This window comes from Mycetohabitans sp. B46 (assembly GCF_037389205.1).
GTDB lineage: Bacteria > Pseudomonadota > Gammaproteobacteria > Burkholderiales > Burkholderiaceae > Mycetohabitans.
Genome location: NZ_JADBGL010000005.1, coordinates 132992 through 153212, shown reverse-complemented (window position 1 = coordinate 153212; position 20221 = coordinate 132992). Strand labels below are relative to the sequence as shown.

General features: G+C 62.8%; 13 protein-coding genes. 8 read left to right on the top strand and 5 right to left on the bottom strand.

From position 1 onward, the window contains the following. Positions 1 to 410 precede the first annotated feature (410 nt). The 7 genes from IHE30_RS07425 to IHE30_RS07395 all read left to right on the top strand — a co-directional run bounded on the left by IHE30_RS07425 (position 411) and on the right by IHE30_RS07395 (position 9900). Positions 411 to 662, top strand: a complete 252-nt coding sequence (locus IHE30_RS07425; RefSeq protein WP_337689736.1) for an acyl carrier protein — start codon at positions 411 to 413, stop codon at positions 660 to 662. Further along, a complete protein-coding gene (locus IHE30_RS07420; RefSeq protein WP_337689735.1) occupies positions 659 to 1915 on the top strand; it encodes an acyl-CoA dehydrogenase family protein in 1257 nt (418 codons plus the stop codon). Before IHE30_RS07425 ends, IHE30_RS07420 begins: the two co-directional genes overlap by 4 nt. A 740-nt stretch (positions 1916 to 2655) precedes the next feature. Then, positions 2656 to 3465 carry a Crp/Fnr family transcriptional regulator gene (locus IHE30_RS07415; protein WP_337689734.1) on the top strand — a complete coding sequence of 270 codons (810 nt, stop codon included), beginning with the start codon at positions 2656 to 2658 and terminating at the stop codon, positions 3463 to 3465. A gap of 23 nt (positions 3466 to 3488) precedes the next feature. Then, positions 3489 to 4865, top strand: coding sequence for an undecaprenyl-phosphate glucose phosphotransferase (locus tag IHE30_RS07410; RefSeq protein ID WP_337689733.1), 1377 nt, complete (start codon positions 3489 to 3491; stop codon positions 4863 to 4865). A gap of 146 nt (positions 4866 to 5011) precedes the next feature. After that, entirely contained in the window at positions 5012 to 6292 is a 1281-nt protein-coding gene (locus tag IHE30_RS07405; protein WP_337689732.1) for a polysaccharide biosynthesis/export family protein, read from the top strand. Positions 6293 to 6362: 70 nt separating this feature from the next. Continuing rightward, complete coding sequence (locus tag IHE30_RS07400) at positions 6363 to 8699, top strand: polysaccharide biosynthesis tyrosine autokinase (RefSeq protein WP_337689731.1); 2337 nt, start codon at positions 6363 to 6365, stop codon at positions 8697 to 8699. Next, positions 8683 to 9900, top strand: coding sequence for a glycosyltransferase family 4 protein (locus IHE30_RS07395; protein WP_337689730.1), 1218 nt, complete (start codon positions 8683 to 8685; stop codon positions 9898 to 9900). The genes IHE30_RS07400 and IHE30_RS07395 overlap by 17 nt, the downstream gene beginning before the upstream one ends. Positions 9901 to 10077: 177 nt before the next feature. Here IHE30_RS07395 and IHE30_RS07390 read toward each other — a convergent pair whose 3' ends face one another. Next, positions 10078 to 12195: a sigma-54-dependent Fis family transcriptional regulator gene (locus IHE30_RS07390; RefSeq protein ID WP_337689729.1), complete on the bottom strand. Its 2118-nt coding sequence runs from the start codon at positions 12193 to 12195 to the stop codon at positions 10078 to 10080. A gap of 491 nt (positions 12196 to 12686) precedes the next feature. Between IHE30_RS07390 and IHE30_RS07385 the strand changes: the two genes are divergently transcribed. Continuing rightward, positions 12687 to 13517 carry a response regulator transcription factor gene (locus IHE30_RS07385; RefSeq protein WP_337689728.1) on the top strand — a complete coding sequence of 277 codons (831 nt, stop codon included), beginning with the start codon at positions 12687 to 12689 and terminating at the stop codon, positions 13515 to 13517. A 30-nt stretch (positions 13518 to 13547) separates the two neighbouring features. Here the strand turns inward: IHE30_RS07385 and IHE30_RS07380 are convergent, their stop codons facing one another. The 4 genes from IHE30_RS07380 to IHE30_RS07365 form a co-directional block, all read right to left on the bottom strand. After that, complete coding sequence (locus tag IHE30_RS07380) at positions 13548 to 13757, bottom strand: dodecin (protein ID WP_337689727.1); 210 nt, start codon at positions 13755 to 13757, stop codon at positions 13548 to 13550. 330 nt (positions 13758 to 14087) lie between these two features. Beyond that, complete coding sequence (locus tag IHE30_RS07375; RefSeq protein ID WP_337689726.1) at positions 14088 to 15680, bottom strand: efflux transporter outer membrane subunit; 1593 nt, start codon at positions 15678 to 15680, stop codon at positions 14088 to 14090. Beyond that, on the bottom strand, positions 15680 to 18877 hold the full coding sequence (locus tag IHE30_RS07370) for an efflux RND transporter permease subunit (RefSeq protein WP_337689725.1): 3198 nt from the start codon (positions 18875 to 18877) through the stop codon (positions 15680 to 15682). The genes IHE30_RS07375 and IHE30_RS07370 overlap by 1 nt, the downstream gene beginning before the upstream one ends. Next, positions 18874 to 20091 carry an efflux RND transporter periplasmic adaptor subunit gene (locus tag IHE30_RS07365; protein WP_443193619.1) on the bottom strand — a complete coding sequence of 406 codons (1218 nt, stop codon included), beginning with the start codon at positions 20089 to 20091 and terminating at the stop codon, positions 18874 to 18876. Before IHE30_RS07365 ends, IHE30_RS07370 begins: the two co-directional genes overlap by 4 nt. Positions 20092 to 20221: the final 130 nt, after the last annotated feature.

Below are 20221 nucleotides of genomic sequence, written 5' to 3'. Positions count from 1 at the left end.
TTCATCGACGAAAGCGCGGGCTGACGCCACATCGCTGTGTGCGCATTGGTGCAACCCATGGCTTCCCGGCAGCCTGCATGCCGGCGCCGATACGCTGCCCGACGCAGACGAACGGAGCTGGCACCCCGTTTCTGACCTTGCCGGTAGCGGTCGCCGCACGATGCGCGACGAGGCATTGAACGATATTGTCAAGGATTTTTGGCTCTTGCCGCGCAATTGACGCGCTGTTGCTGCTGATAGGCATCGGGTGTGCGCGCCCCCGGTCCCCAGGCTGGCGGCGCTGCGACTTTGTTCGCAAGCGTACTGAATGCAATGCCTCGCAACGGATTAAATCGGTTCGATTATTAATGTACCTTTAAGAGGCAGGCTTTGCCGCCGAGTCGCGGCGCTGGGCCGTACCTGGGGACACCATGAATAGCAAGCTGCGAGCAATCCTTGCCCAATGGGCCGACCTGGACGTGCCCATCGCGTCCTTGCCCGACGATGCCAGCCTGTACGATGCTGGTATGTCGTCGCTGGCTGCCGTCAAGATCCTGATGGCGATTGAGAACGCCTTTAATGTCGAAATCCCGGACGAGTGGCTCACGCGCGAGTTGTTTACGAGCGTTGCTTCGTTGAGCCAGGCCATCAAGCAGCTCCAGTCCGATGAGGCGGCCGCATGATGGTGGAGCCCGGGCGGCAGAAAGCGGTAGCGATCGCGCGAGGCCCAACGCGGGCGATGCCGGCCAAGGTCGGCGGCGTGGCCCGCACGAGTTCACGGCGATGGTCCGGGCTGGCCTCGCCCGAATACGCCCACCTGCAGCCGCTGCTATGCATTGCGTCTGAACATGCCACCGATGTGGATCGCGACGCGCGCTTTCCCACCGAGACGCTGGGCGCGTTGCGTGAAGCAGGCTTGATGTCATCGCTGGTGCCGGCGTCGCTGGGCGGAGCTGCAACATCGCTCAAGACCGTTGCGGGTATTTGCGAGGCGCTGGCGCGCGCTTGTGCATCCAGCGCGATGATGTTCGCGATGCACCAGGCGAGCGTCGCCTGGCTCGTGCTGCATCACGAAGCGCATGACGCCAGTCGCGCATTGCTGCAGCGATTGTGCGCCGAGCAAATGCTGTTCGGCATGGCCGGCATAACCGACGCGACCCCGGTCGCGGGCACCGCCAGTGGGCCCAGGCCCGCATGGCTGCAGCACCATGCGGAGCAATTCACACTGGTAATTGACGGCACGACGATCCCGTATGGCGCTTACGCGGACGCGCTGTTGCTGCCGGCGGGCGAAGACGGATTCGTTGCCGTGTCCAAGGAACAGTACAAGCTGGAGCGGCGTGAAAGCTGGGATGCGCTCGGCATGCGAGGACTGTGCAGCGACGAGTTCCGTATGGTCGTTACGGGCGAGTCGAGCCAGATCCTGCATACGGCGCGGGAGGGCGCAGGCAACCTTCATGCGATTGTCCAATTGCTGCACAGCGCCGTATGGGTCGGCATTGCCGCCAGCGCATTGGAACGAGCGCAGGCTTACTCGAGGGGGCAGAGCGAGGCGGCGCACGCGTTGATGCCCGGTGCCGCGCGCCTTGCCGAAGCTAATGCGCTGCTGCAGATGATGCGCGCGCATCTGGGCAGCGCACTGGAGCAGGCCAGTAGCGGTCCGGGCGGCTTGCCGCCGCGGGATTGCGCCTTTGTCGATGAAATGCAGGTGTTGAGGACCGGGGTATCGAGAAGCGCGCTGGCGTTAGTCAATCACGCGATGATGGTCTGCGGCATGGATGGTTATCGCAACGATACTGATGTCAGTGTTGCACGGCATCTGCGCGATTTGTACGCTGCGCCGCTTGGGTTGGGGTCCCTCCACCATGCAGCAATTCCTTCCATTTCTACCTCCGCCTCCGACGTCACGCCGTCGAGCGATATCTTCCCAGAATAGTCTCTTTTGTGTGGCGCGCACCGCCGCACGCACGGTTCACGCGTTCCAAACTGTAAATTCGATGTCGATAGTGTTACATCGACGCAATGGGTCCCGATCGAAAGGGTGGCGTCTAGTCCATTATCGGTAACTATTACGCGGATCCGCGCGTTGCCGTTTCTGTGTTTTGCTAAATTAATAAAAATTATTATTAATCAAAGAGTTGTGCATGAAGTGTGGGATGCCGAACATAGACTGGCACCGGCTTGGCAATTCAAATTTGAAACAGTTTTGTGTGTCTTATCACACCGCTTTTCGGGCGTTGATCCGGTGCCTCAGCGGGGTGTTGGGCTGTGCTGAACGAGCTTGAACCCACGAGCAGAAAAGAGATAAGCGGTAAAGCGCACGTTCTGAACCGGGTTACACCCATGGCGCAATGCAACATCGGGTGTGTCCTACGGCACCTACTCTGTTCACCAATGCAACGCTTTTGGGTGGCGCGACGGTGTCGCGGCTGCGCGCGTCACGTGCAGACCTTTATGAATCAAGCATTTCTGATTGAGTGGCACACAACTCGCTGAATCAAGGCGATGTCCCCTTGCGAGGGCGACACGGCAAAGTAACAGAAAACGTTCAACAGGCCGCGGATCCGAGGTCAAGGTAAAGATTGCAGCGGTTGCAATTGTCCTTGGATTGTGATCAGCGAAATTCGACGGACACCACGCTGCGTTTGCGCAGCATAGCCAAACCGGAACACGAATATGCTCTACTCTAGAGATGAGCTGCATGCGAACCACTTGCTCGGCGCCTTGAGCGAGGAGGACTGGCGATCACTCGAGCCGCACCTCGAGCTGGTTCGCGTTAAAAGCCCGCAACTGCTTTGCGATGCCGACGAACCGATCCGTCACATGTATTTCCCAACGACTGCGGTAATGTCGATGTTGTATCTGATGGAGGACGGCGCGACGGTCGAGGTCGCGGCGATCGGCAACGAGGGCGTGGTCGGAGTGCCTGTGCTCACCGGCGGCGGTACGATGCCCAGCCGTGTCGAGGTGCGCAGTAGCGGTTTTGCATACCGTGTGCCCGCCAGCGTGTTCCGAAAGGAGTTCGAAAAGTCGATGGGTATTCATCGACTGATGCTGCTGTACATTCAGGCGCTGATGACGCAAATCGCTCAAAGTGCGCTATGCAACAGACATCATTCGGTGAATGAGCAACTCTGTCGCTGGCTCCTGCTTGCGCATGACCGCTTGGCCACGGACGAACTGACGGTCACCCAGCAGATGATTGCAAACATGCTGGGGGTACGTCGCGAGGGGGTGACCGAGGCGGCCGGCAAGCTCCAGGAAGCAGGTTTGATCAGGCAACGCCGAGGGCATATCACCGTGCTTGACCGGCATGGCCTCGAGGCGCGTGCATGTGAGTGCTACAGCATGATCCGCCGAGAATTTGACCGGCTGTTGCCGCGTGCCGACGATGTCGTGGCGCTGGAGCGCTCGCGCACGATCGCGCCGGCTGAGGGACGTGCGCTGCGCGCGCTCGGCTACGTCCGTGTGCTGCAACCCGCCTAAGCGCTCGCGCGGAGAAATTCACGATGCTAGGAATCGTTGCAAGGCTAACGGACGTCTTACTCGTTGCGGCGGGCGCATGGCTGGCGCATGCGTTGCGCTACAACGGCTCATTCGACCTGACTGATGCGGAGCGCTCGCTGGTGGCGTTGTCGTGTGCCTTGACGCTGCTGGTCTTCCCGCCACTGGGCATCTACCGCTCGTGGCGGGGCCAGACACTGTACCGATTGTTGTCACGCGTCACGCTTGCTTGGTTCGCGGTGGTCGTGCTCGGCTTGTGCTTCATCTTCACGCTGCATCGCAGCAACGACATCTCGCGCCTGTGGCTGGGCACGGCGGTGTTGGCCTGCGGCGTGTTGCTGCTCGCGGGCAAGTTGTTTATCCATGTAGTATTGCGCAAGGTCCGGCAAAGCGGAAAGAATCAACGCTCGGTGATCATCGTCGGCACCGAAAGCTATAGCCGCGCCGTTCTCGATCAGATGCACGCGGCGTCGGAAGCGGGTTTCCGGCCGGTGTATGTGTTCGACGATAGCGGCGCGGTGCCTGCGGCTTGCATTGGCGGCGTGCCGGTACTGACGGACTTCGCGCAACTCGCTCGCATCGTGCGCGCCGGCGGGATCGATGAAATGTGGCTTGCGTTGCCGTTGTCGCATGAACGTGCGATCCAGCGCATTGTGCGTGAGTTTCGCCACGATTTCGTCAACCTGAGATTCTTGCCGGACGTGCGAAGCATGACACTGTTCAGTCAGTCGGTCACCGAGGTGCTGGGCATGCCGGCGATCAACCTGGCGGCCAGCCCGGTTTCCGACCCGCAGCTGTGGCCCAAGCTGGTGTTCGACCGATTGTTCGCCTTAGCCGTGCTAGTGCCTTTATTGCCGCTGTTCATTGTGCTGGGCATCGCGGTGAAGCTCTCGTCTCCCGGCCCGGTGCTGTTCAAACAAAAGCGCAAGGGCGTTGATGGACAGGAGTTCGAGATCTTCAAATTCCGCACCATGCGCGTGCACCAGGAGCAGCATGGTGTGGTGCGTCAGGCGTCGCGTCATGACTCGCGCATCACCAAGGTTGGCGCGTTCCTGCGCCGTACGTCGCTGGACGAGCTGCCGCAATTTCTGAACGTGCTGCTAGGACAAATGTCGGTGGTTGGCCCGCGGCCGCACGCGATCGAGCACGACGACCTGTATAAGGACTTGATCGACGGCTACATGTATCGCTACCGCATCCGCCCGGGGATCACCGGGTGGGCTCAAGTCAATGGTTACCGCGGTGAGACGCGCAAAGTGGAAAAGATGGAAGCAAGAGTCAAATTTGATTTGTTCTACATACAAAATTGGACTTTTTGGTTCGACATCAAGATCATCTTGATCACGCTGGTAAAAGGTTTTGTCGGCCGTAACGCATTTTGAGCCGTACTGATCGAGGTGCTGCACGTCGGCCTGGTGGCCCGACGCCTTGCTGCTGGATGAAGTGGAAAGAAAATCTGCGACCAAGGCCAGACGCCGCGCATGTCGCGCGATGGCGAAGGCCCGCCGCGCAAAAAGGAGAAACGAAGATGTTGAAGCACCCCATGTGGATGACTGTCGCAATGACGGTGGCATTGTCCGGCTGTGCGTTGGCTCCGGGACCGACATTGGACTCGAGCCGCATGCATGACAATCTAAGCAAGCCGACTGATACGACGACCTACGACGTGAACCTGATCACGCCGGAACTCGTCTTCAAGCTGAAAGAATCGGATGCGGCCGATGCGCGTGCGCGTGAGGCGAGCCTGCATGCGATGCCGGCCGATGAGGTGAGCGATTACCGGGTCGGGGTGAACGACGTACTAGGCATCACCGTATGGGGGCATCCGGAGTTGACGCAAGGCGGCAATGCGGCGACGGCTCCGCTGCCCGACACGGGCACGCTGCAGGGCATGGGCAGCCTGGGGGCCGGCCAGCAGCAGCCGCAAAGCGCATTCAGCACCAATGGTCCGGGCGAGCTTGACGCGCAGGGTCAGCGGGTCGCCGCCGATGGCACGATCTTCTTTCCGTCGCTGGGCCGCGTGCGGGTCCTGGGACGGAGCACGGTGCAGATCTCGCGACTGTTGTATGACCGGTTGAAGGGCCGTCTGAAGGACCCGCAGATTGACGTGCGCGTGATCCAGTATCGCAGCCAGCAAGTACAGGTGACTGGCGGTGTGAAAAATCCGGGGCAATTGTCACTGACCGGCTCGCCGATGCGGGTAATCGATGCGATCAACCGTGCCGGCGGTGGCAATCCGGATGCGGATTTGCAGCGGGTGCTCGTGTCGCGTGGCGGCAAGGTGATCACGATCGATGCGACGCGAATCCTGAACCGGGGCGACATGCGGCAGAACATCGTGTTGCAGAACGGCGACATCGTGAACGTGCCGGACCGGACGCAGAACCGCGTGTTTGTGATGGGCGAGGTGCCCAAGCCGCAGACGGTGTTCATGAACCAAGGCCAGTTGACATTGGCTGACGCGCTGACCGCAGCCGGCAGTATTGATCCGGCCGGGGCGAACCCACGGCAGATCATCGTGATCCGCCATCCCAATCCGCCGCTCACGCAAATTTCCAATGGGCAGGATGGCCTGGAGGAGGGCTTTAAAAAGGCCAGCTACGCGCCGGCCGACAACAAGCCGGAGATCTTCCGGCTGGACATGACACAGGTCGATGCCATGATGCTGGCCACTGAGTTTGACATGAAGCCGCTGGACGTGGTCTACGTCGGCACCGCACCGGCTGCCCGCTTCAACCGCCTGCTTGCACAAATCCTGCCTTCGGCCGAATCGTTCTACCTGGTCTGGTCGGTGGCGCACAACCGCTAACAATCGATCGACGCAGACACCCTGGGCATGATTCGAATCTATGGCAACGAGCGATAACTGAGGATTTCACATGGAAGCGCGACACATCGACATGGGCTATTTGCCGCCGTCGGGCGCAAGCGAGGGGCTCGTACCGCGAGACCTGGTTCGTGTGATCACTGACAACCTGTGGGCCGTGGTCGGCATCGCGGCGGTGATCACGGCGCTGGCGAGCGCGTACGCGTTCTTCGCCACGCCGCTGTATTCGGCAGACACTTTGGTGCAGGTCGAAGTGCCCAAGCAAAACGAGTTGGCAGATCTGGTCACCAAGCAGCCAAACCAGAACAATAGCTCGCCGAACGGACCGCCGACGGACACTGAGATGGCGATTGTTTCCAGTCGCGCGGTCCTCGCGCCGGTGATTGCTCAGTACAAGCTGGACGTGCTTGTGACGCCGCATCGGTTTCCGGTGCTGGGCAAGATCGCTGACGCGTTGGCCACGCGTGGCGAGCCGTCGCGGGCGTGGTTTGGCCTGTCTAAGTACGCATGGGGTGGTGAGCTGGTGGACATCGCCCAACTAAACGTACCGCACGAGTTGCAGGACAAGAAGCTTGAGCTTAAGGTGCTCGGTGCTCGGCGTTATCAGCTGCTGGACGAACAGGGCAACCTGCTGGTGAATGGTGTCGAGGGGCAACTGGCACAAGCTGGCCCGGTATCGATGCTGGTCGAGCGGCTGGCGGCGCGCGACGGCGAGACGTTCACAGTCGAGCGTTTGAACGAGGTGACGGCGGTACGGCGCTTTATCAATCAGCTCAAGGTTGCGCAGGTTGGCAAGGAAACCGGCATTGTGCAGATCAGCTATGAGAACAGTGATCCGGCGCTGGCCACGGCGGTGGCCAATGCGGTGACGCAGAACTACATCGGCTCGCGCGTCACGCAGACGCAGGAAGAGGCGAGCAAGATGCTCTCGTTCATCAATAATGAGCTGCCGCGGCTGCGCGACGACCTGAAGCAGGCCGAGGCACAACTGCAGTCGCATCGGGTCGCGTCCGGCTCAATGCAGGCGACTACTGAGAGCCAGAGCTATCTGCAAGGCAGCATTGAATTCGAACGCCAAATCGCCGCACTGAACCTACAGCGTACTCAACTGCTGGATCGGTTCACGCCGCAAAGTCCTGAAGTCAAGACGGTCGATGCGCAGCTGGCGCAGTTGCGTGCGGCCAAGGGCAAGTTTGAGTCGCGTTTCGATTCGCTGCCGAGCGCTGATCGGCAATCTGCCGACCTGGCGCGTGATGCGAAGGTGGCTGAGGAAATCTATGTAGCGATGGTTAATAAGGCACACGAGCTGTCCGTGTCGCGTGCTGGCACAGTAGGCAACGTGCATGTGATCGACACCGCGGTGCAACCTTCCACGCCGGTCAAGCCGCGACGCGCGTTGATCATTTCGGGCGCGATCGTGCTCGGTCTAATGCTTGGCGTGCTGTATGTGATATCGCGCCGCTATCTGTCGCAATCGGTCAGCGAGCCCGAGCAGATCGAAGGCAAGCTGCGTCTGCCGGTGTTCGGTGCGGTATTGTTCAGCGACGAGCAGGTGCGGCTGACGCGCACGCCGCCGCTGCCCGTGCTGCCCGGGACGCGCGAGCCGTCGCTGCATGGCGACGCGCGCGGCACGACGGCGCTGATCGCGTCGCTCGATGCGGCAGCGGGCGGGTATCAGTCGCGTGCGCACGCCGGCGGGCTGTTGGCGGCCACGCGCCCACGCGATGTTGCTACCGAGGCGCTACGCGGCATTCGCACGATGCTCAACTCAAAACTGCTCAGTGCTACGAACCGGATCGTGATGGTGACCGGCGCGACGCCTGGCACCGGCAAGAGTTTTATTTCCGCCAATCTGGCTTTGCTATACGCGCAAGCTGGCAAGCGTGTATTGCTGGTCGATGCGGATCTGCGTCGCGGCCGGCTGGGTATGAATTTCGGACTACAGATGGATACAGTGGGGCTAGCCGAGCTGCTCGGCGACGGATTGGCGCCGGAAAAGGCGATTCATTCGACCAGTGTGGCCAATCTGTCGCTGCTGCCGGCCGGCGCACGACCCGGCAACCCGTCCGAGCTGTTGGCGATGGAGCGCATGGCGGAGCAACTCACGCAGTTCGATGAACGGTATGACTTGGTGCTGGTTGATACGCCGCCGGTGCTGGCGGTCGCCGATGCGTCAATCGTCGCCGGCTACGCGGGCGCGACGGTGCTTGTGTTGCGGGAGAACGCGCAGACCGAATTGGAAGTGCAGGAAACGCTCAAGCGCCTGGGCCGGGCCGGTGCCCAGGTGGCCGGCGCGATCTTCAACGGGATGTCGGCGCGCCGTAGCGATCGCCGCAGCTACGAGTATATCTACGCTTATACACGGGAAGGCGATGCGTCGGCAGCCTGAGCGCGAGTGTTCGCATGGCGCCGCCGCGCCGCTCGCGGCCGTCTCGCCGCCGCGCGTGCAGTCTGCCGCTGGCGACGGCACGCTGGTTGGTGAGCGCAGCCACGCGGCGCTGTTGCCGACGCCCATCACAATCAACGGTAAGTTCACGTCGCAGCGGCTCACCGGCGTACAGCGTGTGGCGCGCGAATTGACCGCGGCGTTATCGCAGCAGTGCGGCACACTCGCTGCGTCGCCGTTGCTGCTCGTGCCCCGCGACCATATAGATAGCGAACTGCCGGCCGCCACGCCGCGGCACGTGGTGCCGCATCTGCGCGGTATGCTCTGGGAGCAGCTTGCGCTGCCGTTTGCCGCTGGCTCCCGCACGCTGCTCAGCTTGTGCAACATCGGCCCGCTGCTTAAGCGCCGTCAAGTCTTGATGATCCACGATGCTGCCGTATTTGATTTGCCGCAAGGTTATTCGACCCAGTTCCGCCTGTGGTATCGCTTCGCGTTCGCGCTGCTCAAGCGTAACGTGCAGCATATTCTTACGGTCTCATCGTTCTCGAAGAGGCGCATCGCTGCGCGGCTCGGCGTGCCGCCCGAGCGTATTTCCGTGATTCCGCCCGGTGTTGACCACTTTGATCGACTCGAGAGCGACTATGCCGTGCTGCAGCGGTTGAGCTTGTCGTTTGACCGTTTCATACTAATTGTCGGCTCGCTGGCGCCGGGCAAAAATCTTGCACGCACGCTGGAAGCAATCGCCTTGCTCGAGCGCGAATATCCGGGGCTCACGTTTGTGATCGCCGGCGGGCAGAACGTGAAGGTGTTTGGCTCATCGTTGCCGCGCGCCGCCAGCGCTGCCAAGCACATCGTCTGGGCCGGCTACGTCAGCGATGGTGAGCTTAAGGCATTGTACGAGAATGCGGCATGCTTCGTGTTTCCGTCGTTGTACGAAGGGTTTGGCTTGCCGCCGCTCGAGGCGATGTACTGCGGCTGCCCGGTGATCGCCTCGCGCGAGGCGTCGCTGCCCGAAGTGTGTGGTGATGCAGCGCTTTACTGCGATGCGCATAATGCAGCTGACATTGCAGCGAAGATCGTCGAGTTGATGGGCAACGTTGAGCAGCGCCGCGCAATGCGCGAGAAGGGCCGCGCTCATGCGCAGCAGTATCGCTGGGATACGTCTGCGAGCCGCTTGCTACAGGTACTGCGTCAGTTCGGATGATGGCAGCGCCGCGGCGCACGACCACCTGGCGGCGGACCACCGCCCGGGCGTGCCCGTGCGGCGCTCGCTTAGCATCGCCGCCGTTGTCGCTGATCAGCGCGTAGAAGGCGTGGACGGCGCGTCGCTGAAGTCAGGCCGACGCGGTGCTTCATGTCGGCACCCTAGGCGCGAGTTGTGTCAGCCAGCTTCGCCGAAGCGGGGGCGAGCGATGCCCAGCTTGGCCAGCCGCCGATACAGTGTGGCACGCGACATGCCCAATGCACGCGCGGCACGCGTGGCATGCCAGCGATGCTCAGCCAGTGCGTCCAGGATCTTAGACCGCTCGATGGCTAGCATATCGTAGGCATGCGTGTTGCCGAACCGCTCGTCCGTTGCATCGCTGTTCGTGGCATACCATGCTACGCTTGCGCGCTGTGGATGTGGATGTGGATGTGGATGTGGATGTGGATGTGGATGTGGATGTGGATGTGGATGTGGATGTGGATGTGGATGTGGATGCGGTGATTGCGCCAGAGTATCGAGCTGCGAGCGGACATCGGCCGGCAAGTGCGCTGCCGTGATCAGTTGCGTATCGCAAAGCAGGCACGCGTAGCGCAGCACGTTGCGCAGTTGCCGGACATTGCCCGGCCACGGGTGGCGCGCCAGCCGGGCGAGCAGCGTGCTGTCGAGCGTGAGCGCACGGGGCACACGCCGTGCCTCATCCTGAAATACGGCGACAATCACATCTTCGATATCGGCTCGATCGCGTAACGCCGGCATCGTCAGCACGACGCCGCTGAGCCGATAATACAAATCCTCGCGGAACTGCCCGGAGGCGACCATCGCGTCCAAGTCGCGGTGGGTCGCGCAAATCACGCTCAGGTCGACCTGCACCGGCGTATCGGCACCCAACGGCAACACTTCCCCTTCGGCGAGCACGCGTAGCAACCGTGTTTGCAGATCGATCGGCATGTCGCCGATTTCATCGAGGAACAGCGTGCCGCCGTCGGCTTGCGCGATGCGCCCGCGCGCGCCTTTCGAGCGCGCGCCGGTGAACGCGCCAGGCGCGTAGCCGAACAACTCGCTCTCGATCAGCGATTCCGGAATGGCGCCACAGTTCACCGCAATGAAGGGCTGTTTGCTTCGTTCGCCGGACGCATGGATGGCTTTAGCGAACATTTCCTTGCCGGCGCCTGTTTCGCCTAGGATCAGGATGGGTAGGTGCCCGCCCGACAGACGCAACGCGATGCGCGCATTGCCCGCGATCACCGGGTCACGGCTGTCGAGAAATACGCGCATCGACGGCGGCGCCGAGCGCACCGATGCAGCGTCGGCCGCGTGCGGGGAGGCCGGCAGGCTTAGCGGCGACGGTTGCCACGGCGACATGCCTGCCTGCGGCGCGCGTATCCGCGCGTACAGCATATCACCCGTGGCAGGCGAGCGCAGCGCGGTCATTCGTTGCAGTCCGTCGATGGGAAACAGGTCCGTGTCACACACGTCGAACAGCATCGACAGGTGCGCAGGCGCGCCCGACGCGAGTATCGGAAACCGCTGCTTGGCCTCGCGGTTTGCCGCAACAATGGCGCCACGCTCATCGAACGCAATGAGTACTTCCGGATTGACCTCGACAAAGTGCGGGTTGCCGTGACCAAACAGCAGCCAGTACTGTGCCGTCTGCTTCACGAAGTACCCATCCTCGATCAACTGCGCGGTATGCCGTACCAGTTGATGAACGATGCTTTGGCTGTCCACGCTATCGGGCGACTGCAGCGCGGACGCATCCACCACGCCGATCAGCTTGCCGTCCGGCGCGAGAATCGGCGCGGCGGTGCACGTGAGCGCTGTGAACAGCGAACGGAAATGATCGACCTTATGCACGGTCATCGGCGCGCATTCGGCGAGCGCGCTGCCGATGCCGCAGGTGCCTTGCTCGCGCTCGGACCAGCAGGACCCAATGTACAGCCCCACCTCTTTGTACTGACGGCGCAACTGCGGATCGACTCGGTAGTCCACCGTCACGCCTTGCGCGTTGGCCAGCAGCACGCAGTAGCCCGCGCTGCGCAGCGTGTCATGCAGGCGTGATAGGTATTGACCGGAGGTAAGCAGGAAATCCTCTTCCTGTTGCTGGATCTGCTTGAGTTCGTACGCTGTCAGGATCCGCGGCGATACCGGCGATGTCGGGTCGATGCCATACAGTTGCAGTGACCTGTGCCACGACGACAGCAGCCGCGGGCTGGTATCCGGAGAATCACTCGTGCCATTGCGGACTGCATCGATCACCCGGTCTACGTGGGCGGTTTTCGGATCCCTTGCCATGAAGTCACCACCCTTCAGCCGTCATGCGCCTGATTGTTCCTTCGTATCCCGCAGGCATTCGAGGCCCCTATCCCGCCACCCGTCTTTCATTTGCGAATGTATCAGTGTATCGATGCGTGAGACACTGTGTGCCAGGCCCATGAACCGCCTTGCCGGCCCCGTCAATCGCGGCTGGCGGCCCGATGCGCGTGCATCCGGCACTCGGCCGGCGGTGCTGCATGAGTCAAAACTGTCTCAAGCCATCGTTTGTATATGAGCATGCCGAAACTCGTAAACGTTTGCAAGCGTTCGTTTTTACGACAGCTCGACGCCAATGGCATGGTCGTTGCTTTTAGTAGTCTGTCTGGATCGGACAGCGATCTTTGCTTTGCCGTCAGATAAATGAAATAAATTGAAAGAATACTGAAATGTTAGCGTAAGTCGTTGCCCGCAGCAATGGGTCGATGTGGTTCAGTGCGACGTGGGTAGACGTCAACACCTTATGGACTACTATGTTTTGTATCAACGATCGAAATAGTGGCCTGCTCCAGTCGCCGCGCGCGGGGCAACGGTGCGTCGCGGCCAACGCCACGTGCCTGTTGGATGAGGGCACCACGGGTTTAACCGTCGCAGTGCTGGTCCAGGACGCGGGGCTTCATGCACGAGTGAGGGCTGCGCTGCAGGAATATGGGATTGCCTGCCGCCAATTCGGCGACGACATCTCGCTGGTCCGTGCGGTATCTCGCCATGCATTCAGTGCAGTGCTGCTCGACGCGACGGCAGGCGTCGATCCATTGCAACCCATCCTGGCGCGCCGGCTTTGCTATCGCGCGCTGCTGATGCCGGTGATCCTGATTGGCGTGGCAGGCGACGTGGCGAACAGCACGGCGGTGTTCGAGTCGGGCGCCGACGACGTCGTGTTGGCGCCAGTCAACACGCGTGATTTGATGACCCGGCTGCAACTTGCGATACTGCGTCATCGCCGCGACGCGCGCGCGCGCGATGCTCGGGAGCCTGTATTGCAGCGTGGCGAGTACCGGCTGGATCGGGGCGCATGCACCGTATCGCTGCGAGGCAGACAGGTGCGGCTTACACCGCGCGAATTCGAGGTCGCATGGATACTGTTCTCGAACGAAGGCGAATACGTTAGCCGTGAACATATCGCGCGCACGGTATGGGCCGGCTCCGACAAACGCGTCGATGGCGCGCTGGACCAGCACATTTACAAGCTGCGCAAGAAGCTCGTGCTCAACGGCGAGAACGGATGGGCGATTCAGCCGCTATACGGGCACGGATACCGCATCGTCGCACTGGATGCGACGGGGCCGCGGCAGGCGGCGTGAGTGGTACCCCGTTGGCTCGGCAACGGCGGATCAGTCCTCGATGCGCAGTCCGACCTTCAGGCTGACCTGCCAGTGAATGACCTTGCCGTTTTCGATATGGCCGCGCGTGTCGGTGACCTCAAACCAATGCAGGTTGCGTAAGGTCCGGGATGCCTTTTCGATTGCGTTCTCGATGGCGTGCTGGATGGATTGCGTTGACGATCCGGTCAATTCGATCTGTTTATATACGTGGTCACTCATGGTTTTCTCCCGGCAAGGTGGACAGCGCTGGCGGCGCGCCATCGTGTTCAGTCTCGCATGCTCGTAGCACGGCGTATGCCAGCTCCGTGTGCGCCGCGTGGATGGCATGAGGGTGCGTCGACAAGGCACGGCACTACACGGCACGGCACCACACGGCACTACACGGCACGGCACCACACGGCACCACACGGCACGGCACGGCACGACACGACACGACACGACACGACACGACACGACACGACACGACACGACACGATAGGGCGCGACAAGGCAGCGAGGCCAATCCGCGTGGCGCTAGAATAGCCTGACGTCGCTGCACGGCGAGCAGCGCTAGCGTTGTGCCGACGTGTCGACGGTGGGCGAGCCCATGGCCTGGAACAGCGACGCGGTATTGGCCAGCCTCGCGGCGCGCGCTCGTACCGCGTTGATACGCGTCGACTGCGCCTGCTGTTCGCTAGCGCGGAGCGCCGATATCGGTAATGCACCCAACTCATGGCGTTGTCTTGCCAATTGCGTGGCTTGTTCGGCCGCCTGCTGTGCGGCAAGTGCGGCTGCCTGCGTGCGGGCATCCTGCTCCAGGGCGACAAGCGTATCAGCCACGTCGCGGAATGCATCCAGCACGGTTTGCCGGTATTGGTCGAGCGCCGCATCATAGGCGTGGAGTGTGGCCCTGCGCTGTGCGCGCAGGGCACCGCCATGGAACAGCGGCTGAGTTAGACCCGCGCCGAGGTTCCACAGACGGCCGGCGGTACTGGTCGCCAACGGCCAGCTCAAGCCGCCCTGGCCCCACGATGCCGACAAGGTCAGGCTCGGAAACATCTGTGCGGTTGCGACGCCGACCTCGGCCGCTGCCGCCTGCACCGCCGCGTCGGCGGCGAGCACGTCCGGGCGCTCGTGCAGCAGCTCCGATGGCAGGGATACGGGCACGGTGTCCGGCAATGTGAGGCGGTCCAGCGCGAGGTCCTCAGGCGCTGCATCCGGCGTGCGGCCCATCAACACGGCCAGGGCATGCCGCGCCGCTAGCCATTGCGCACGCAGTGGCGGCACCGCGGCCGCGGCCGCCTGCGCGCTTTGATGCGCATTGAGCGCATCGACCTGCGAGGCGGCGCCTAGTGCGACGCGCTTGTCCGTGTCGTCGGCTTCGGCCGCTGCCAATGCGGCGATGCGCGCTTGGGCATCCCATTGTTCGTGCAGCGACGCCGCGGCTAGCGCGGCACTGACGATATTGGCCGCAAGCGTGCGACGCGCGGCGTCGAACTGGTAAGACTGGACATCGACCCGCCGAGACACTGCCCGGTTGGCCAGCCGCGCTGCACCGAATAGGTCGATCGTGTAGTTCGCGCGAATTTGTCCGACAAAGGTGTTGTAGCGCAATGTCGGCGGCCCCTGGGTGGGCATGCCCAGCGCCCGTTGGCGCTGCACCTGCCCCCCGGCGTCGATTGACGGCAGCATGGATTCGCCGATCTGCGCATGCAGCTGTTCACGCGCGGCGGCGAGGGTTTTTTCTGCCGCCGCCAGCGTGGCGTTGTTGCGCAGCCCTTCATCGACCCACGCGTTGAGGGTGTCGGACTGGTACAGCATCCACCAGCGCGGCACGGCACGCGCGCCAAGCGCGAAGCGCTGCGCTACGCCTGCCGCCGTTACGCTCTGCGCCGCACTGGGCTGTGCGGCATAGTGAGGCGGCGCAGGCGGCGTGGGCCGTTCGCTCGGCGCGAAGGCGCACCCGCCGAACAGCGTGGCGCATGCCGCGGCAACGCATGCTGTCGTGGCGAGCGCCACTCGCCTGTTGACGACGCGGCGCAGATAGCTCCCGCAGGTGGGTGACGAGCGTAAGCCGGGCCACCGCCTCGACATGAAGGACAAGCTCAACACGGGCTTCGGCGTTGACGTGGGTGACAACAGCACGCTTGGAAAACGGCGCATCATCGTGCCTCCTGCGGCGGCTGAATTTCGTCGTTACGCACGCGGAACCACGTGGCGTACAGCGCGGGCAGGTAGAACAGCGTCAATATGGTGGCGCTGGTGATACCGCCCATCAGCGCAGTCGCCATCGGGCCGAAGAAATTGCTGCGCAGCAGCGGAATCAGTGCCAGTACTGCAGCGGCGGCAGTCAGTGTGATAGGCCTGAAACGGCGTACCGTTGCGCCGACGATGGCGGCAAGGCGGCCATGTCCGGCCGCGATATCCTGCTCGATTTGATCGACCAGGATCACGGAGTTACGCATGATGATGCCGAACATCGCGATCACGCCGAGCAGCGCGACGAAGCCGAACGGCTGGCCGAACGCGAGCAGCGCGGCGACTACGCCGATTAGCCCGAGCGGTGCGGTCAACACCACCATCATCACGCGAGAAAAGCTTTGCAACTGGATCATCAGCAAAGTCAGCACGGCGATGACCATCAGCGGCAGTTGCGCATTGATCGATGCTTGCGCCTTCGCGTTTTCCTCGACCGAGCCGCCGACCTCGATGCGGTAGCCTACCGGCAGCTTTGCACGCAGCCCCGCCAATGCCTTGTCGATCGACTCCGTGACGTCGATGCCCTGTGCGCCGCCGCGCACATCGGACTGCACCGTGATTATTGGTTGCCGATCGCGCTCCCAGATCACTGCGTATTCGAGCCCATACGACAGTTGCCCGAGCGTGCCGAGCGGCACCGGCCCGGACGGCGTGGGCATCGCCAGCGACGCGAGCGCTGACGGGTCAACACGCTCGTTGCGGGGCGCGCGCAAGTCTACCTCGATCAGCTTGTCACGCTCGCGGTATTGCGTGACAGTGTAGCCGGACAGCGACATCTGCAGGAAGCTGGCAATATCCTGCGACGATACGCCCAACTCGCGAGCCTTGCCCTGATCGACCACCCAATGCACCGAGCGCTGCCCGGGCTCGTCCCAGTCGAATTGAACGTTGCGCGTGCGAGCGTCGTCCCGCATTATTGAGGCGACCTGCGTGGCGATTGCGCGTACCGTCGCGATGTCGTCGCCGCTGACGCGGAATTGCACCGGATAGCCGATCGGCGGGCCGTTCTCCAGTCGGGACAGCCGTGTGCGAACGCCACTGAAGTCGGTTGCAAGTTTATCGTCGAGGAAACGCGCGAGTGCGTCACGGTCCTTCACGGACTTGGCGGTGACGACGAACTGCGCGAAGTTGGGCAGTTGCAGTTGTTGGTCTAGCGGCAGGTAGAAGCGCGGCGCGCCGCTGCCCACGAAGCTGACCGCATGGTCGATCTCCGGCCGCCCTTTGAGCAGCGCCTCAATGCGCTGCGTTTCCCGCAACGTCGCGTCGAATGAGGCGCTTTCAGTCAGCCGCACGTCGATCAACAGCTCTGGCCGCTCCGAACTCGGGAAGAACTGCTGCGCGACTAGCCCGAAGCCGCCGAGCGCGACCACGAAAAGGACGAGCGTCACCGCCAGCACGGCGAAGCGCTGCTTGATGCACCAAGTGATCCATATGCGCAGGCGCGCGTAAAAGCGCGTGTTGTAGATATCGTGTTCGTGTTCGTGCTCGTGCCCATTCCGTTGCTTGCGTCCGTGCACTGGCTCCTGCTCCCGTTCGTCTGCGAGCCCCCGCGCTTCGGCAACGGCGGGCCGCTTGCGCTCGGGCAGCAGGTGATAGCCGAGCAGCGGGATCACGATCACCGCGGTGAGCCACGATAGCAGCAACGCGATCGCTGAAACTTCAAAGAGCGAGCGGGTGTATTCGCCGGTGGCAGATTTGGCCAACGCGATCGGCAGGAAACCGGACACGGTTACCAGCGTGCCGGTGAGCATGGGAAATGCGGTGCTGGTGTACGCGAATGCAGCCGCTTTCGCGCGGCTCCAGCCTTGCTCGAGCTTGACTGCCATCATCTCGACCGCAATGATCGCATCATCGACCAGCAAGCCCAGGGCGAGCACTAGCGTACCCAGCGACACCTTATGCAGCCCGATATTGAACACGCCCATCACCAGCGCGGTCACGGCCAGCACGATCGGGATCGAGATGACCACGACCATCCCAGTGCGCAGTCCGAGCGATACGAGGCTGACCACCAGCACGATGCCGACCGCCTCGGCGACAGCCTCCATAAAATCGTCCACGGAATGCGACACGGCGTGCGGCATGCTGGAGACCTCGGTCAGCGCCAGCCCGGCAGGCAACTGCGTGCGCAACTGCTGAACGCGTGTGTCCAGCGCCTTGCCAAGCTTGATCACATCGCCGTCTGGCTGCATCGTCACGCCGATGCCGAGCACCGGGCGGCCGTTGAAGCGCATCTGCGTGACCGGCGGATCATCGTAGCCGCGGCGGATCGTGGCGATGTCGCCCAGCCGGAACGAACGGTTGTTGATGCGCACCAGCGTATCAGCGAGCGCGTCGACATGATCGTATTGGCCGCTCGGCCGCACGAGCACGCGATCATCGGCGGTGGTCAGCACGCCGGCCGCAGCGACGGCGTTTTGCGTGTTGATCGCATGGGCGAGTTGTTGGGGGCGGATGCCGAGCCGGGACAACTGTGCGTTCGAAATCTCGATATAGATGTGCTGGTTGGGATCGCCGAAGTAATCGACTTTTGCGACGCCGGGCACGCGCAGCAACTCGCCGCGCAACTGGTCTGCATAGTCGTGCAGCTGCGCGGCGGAAAAGCCGTCGCCCTCCAGCGCATAGATGTTCGTGTAGACGTCGCCAAACTCGTCGTTGAAAAAGGGTCCCTGCACGCCGGGCGGCAACGTATAGGCGATGTCGCCGATCTTTTTGCGGACCTGGTACCACGTGTCCGGCACGGCCGAGGCTGGAGCCGAATCCTTGATTGTGAAGAATAGCAGCGACTCACCAGGGCGCGAGTAGCTGCGCAGGAAGTCGATCTTTGGGGTTTCCTGCAGCTTGCGGGCGATCCGGTCAGTGATTTGCTGCTGGACCTGCTGGGCATCGGCGCCGGGCCACCGTGTCTGGATCACCATCACTTTGAAGGTGAACGGCGGATCTTCCGATTGCGACAGATTCCGGTACGACAGGATGCCGGCAAGCGTGACCAGCACCAGCACGAAGACCACCAATGCCTGGTGTCGCAGTGTCCAGGCGGACAAATTGAAGCGTCCTTCGTCATGCGAATGACCGGGCGGTTTGTATTGAGCGCCGGTCATAGCGCGAAATCCTCCGGATGCAGCGGTGCGACGGGCTTGACCTGCTCACCCGCGCTGACCGTGTGCACGCCGCGTAGCATGACGCGCTCGCCGTCGGTCAGTCCGGCGCTGACCACCACGGTGCGCTCCGTGTAGTGCGACACCGTGACTGGGCGCAGTTCCAGCGTGCCCACGTCTTGTTTGTGCGCATCGCGCGGCTGGCCGGCGTCGCGCGACGCGGCATTGGCACGAATCACCCATACCGCTGGTCGTTCGTTTTGATGAAACAGTGCGGTGGCGGGCAGGACGATGTCATGGTTGACCGCGCGCGCGGCGTCCGGCTGAAAGGCCACGCGAGCAGTCATGCCCAGGCGCACCGTGTCGGCGCCGCCACGGGGCAGCGCAAGCGTGAGCTTGGCGCGATAGGTTCGGCTGGCCGGATCGGCGGACGGCGCCAACTCGCGCAGCGTCGCGGTGAACGCCTGGCCAGGCAACGCGGCAAGCGTGACGCTGGCCTTCGCACCGGGACCGATGAAGGCCAGTGTGCGCTCCGGCAAGTCGCAGATTACGTCCAGCGCGCCAGACCACGCGAGTTGGTAGACTGCTTGTCCGGCCGACAGGTTCTGTCCGGTGTCGGCCAGTTCTTGCGTGATCACCCCCGCGTGGTCAGCGGTGAGTGTGGTGTAGCCGAGCTGATCCTTCGCGAGCGCGGCTTGCTGAGCGGCGGCGTCGCGCTGCGCGAGGGCCGCGGCATGGTTGTCCTCGGTTTGCTCGAGTTGCAGCTTGCTGATCAGGTTTGACTGCGCTTGCGCGCGGTCGCGCTCGAGTTGCTGTCGGGCGAACAGCAGCCGGTGCTCGGCCGCGCTCAACTGTGCGGCGGCGCGCGCGGCGTGCTTGCGCGCATCGGCGGGATCGAGTTGCGCGACGATCTGACCGGCGCGCACGGTGTCGCCCAGATGGACCCGGCGTTCGATCAATTTGCCGCCGACGCGAAACGACAGCGGCGTCGAGAATCGTGCGGCCACTTCGCCGGGAACGGTTGTCGCGGCAACGGTGCCGGCTGTGGTGCTGTGCACGGTAGCCGCCACGACGGGTCGAGCGGGCGCGGCCGGCTCGGCATGGTCGCGGCACGCGTTGAGCAGCACGAGCGCGCCCAGCGCACTGGCGATGGCGGTGCCGCACGGCACCAGGCGCGGGCGACGACGTGAGGCGGAATGCAAGACAAGAGCTTTCACGGCAACTCCGGCGAGAGGCGACGGACGCAATGAGCCGATGCGTTGCCCGGACACGCCTGTGATGCGCGTGGCGTCGCACCCGCCCGCTAAATACTGGGTCGCATTTTAATGCACTGTTGTATCTGAATGC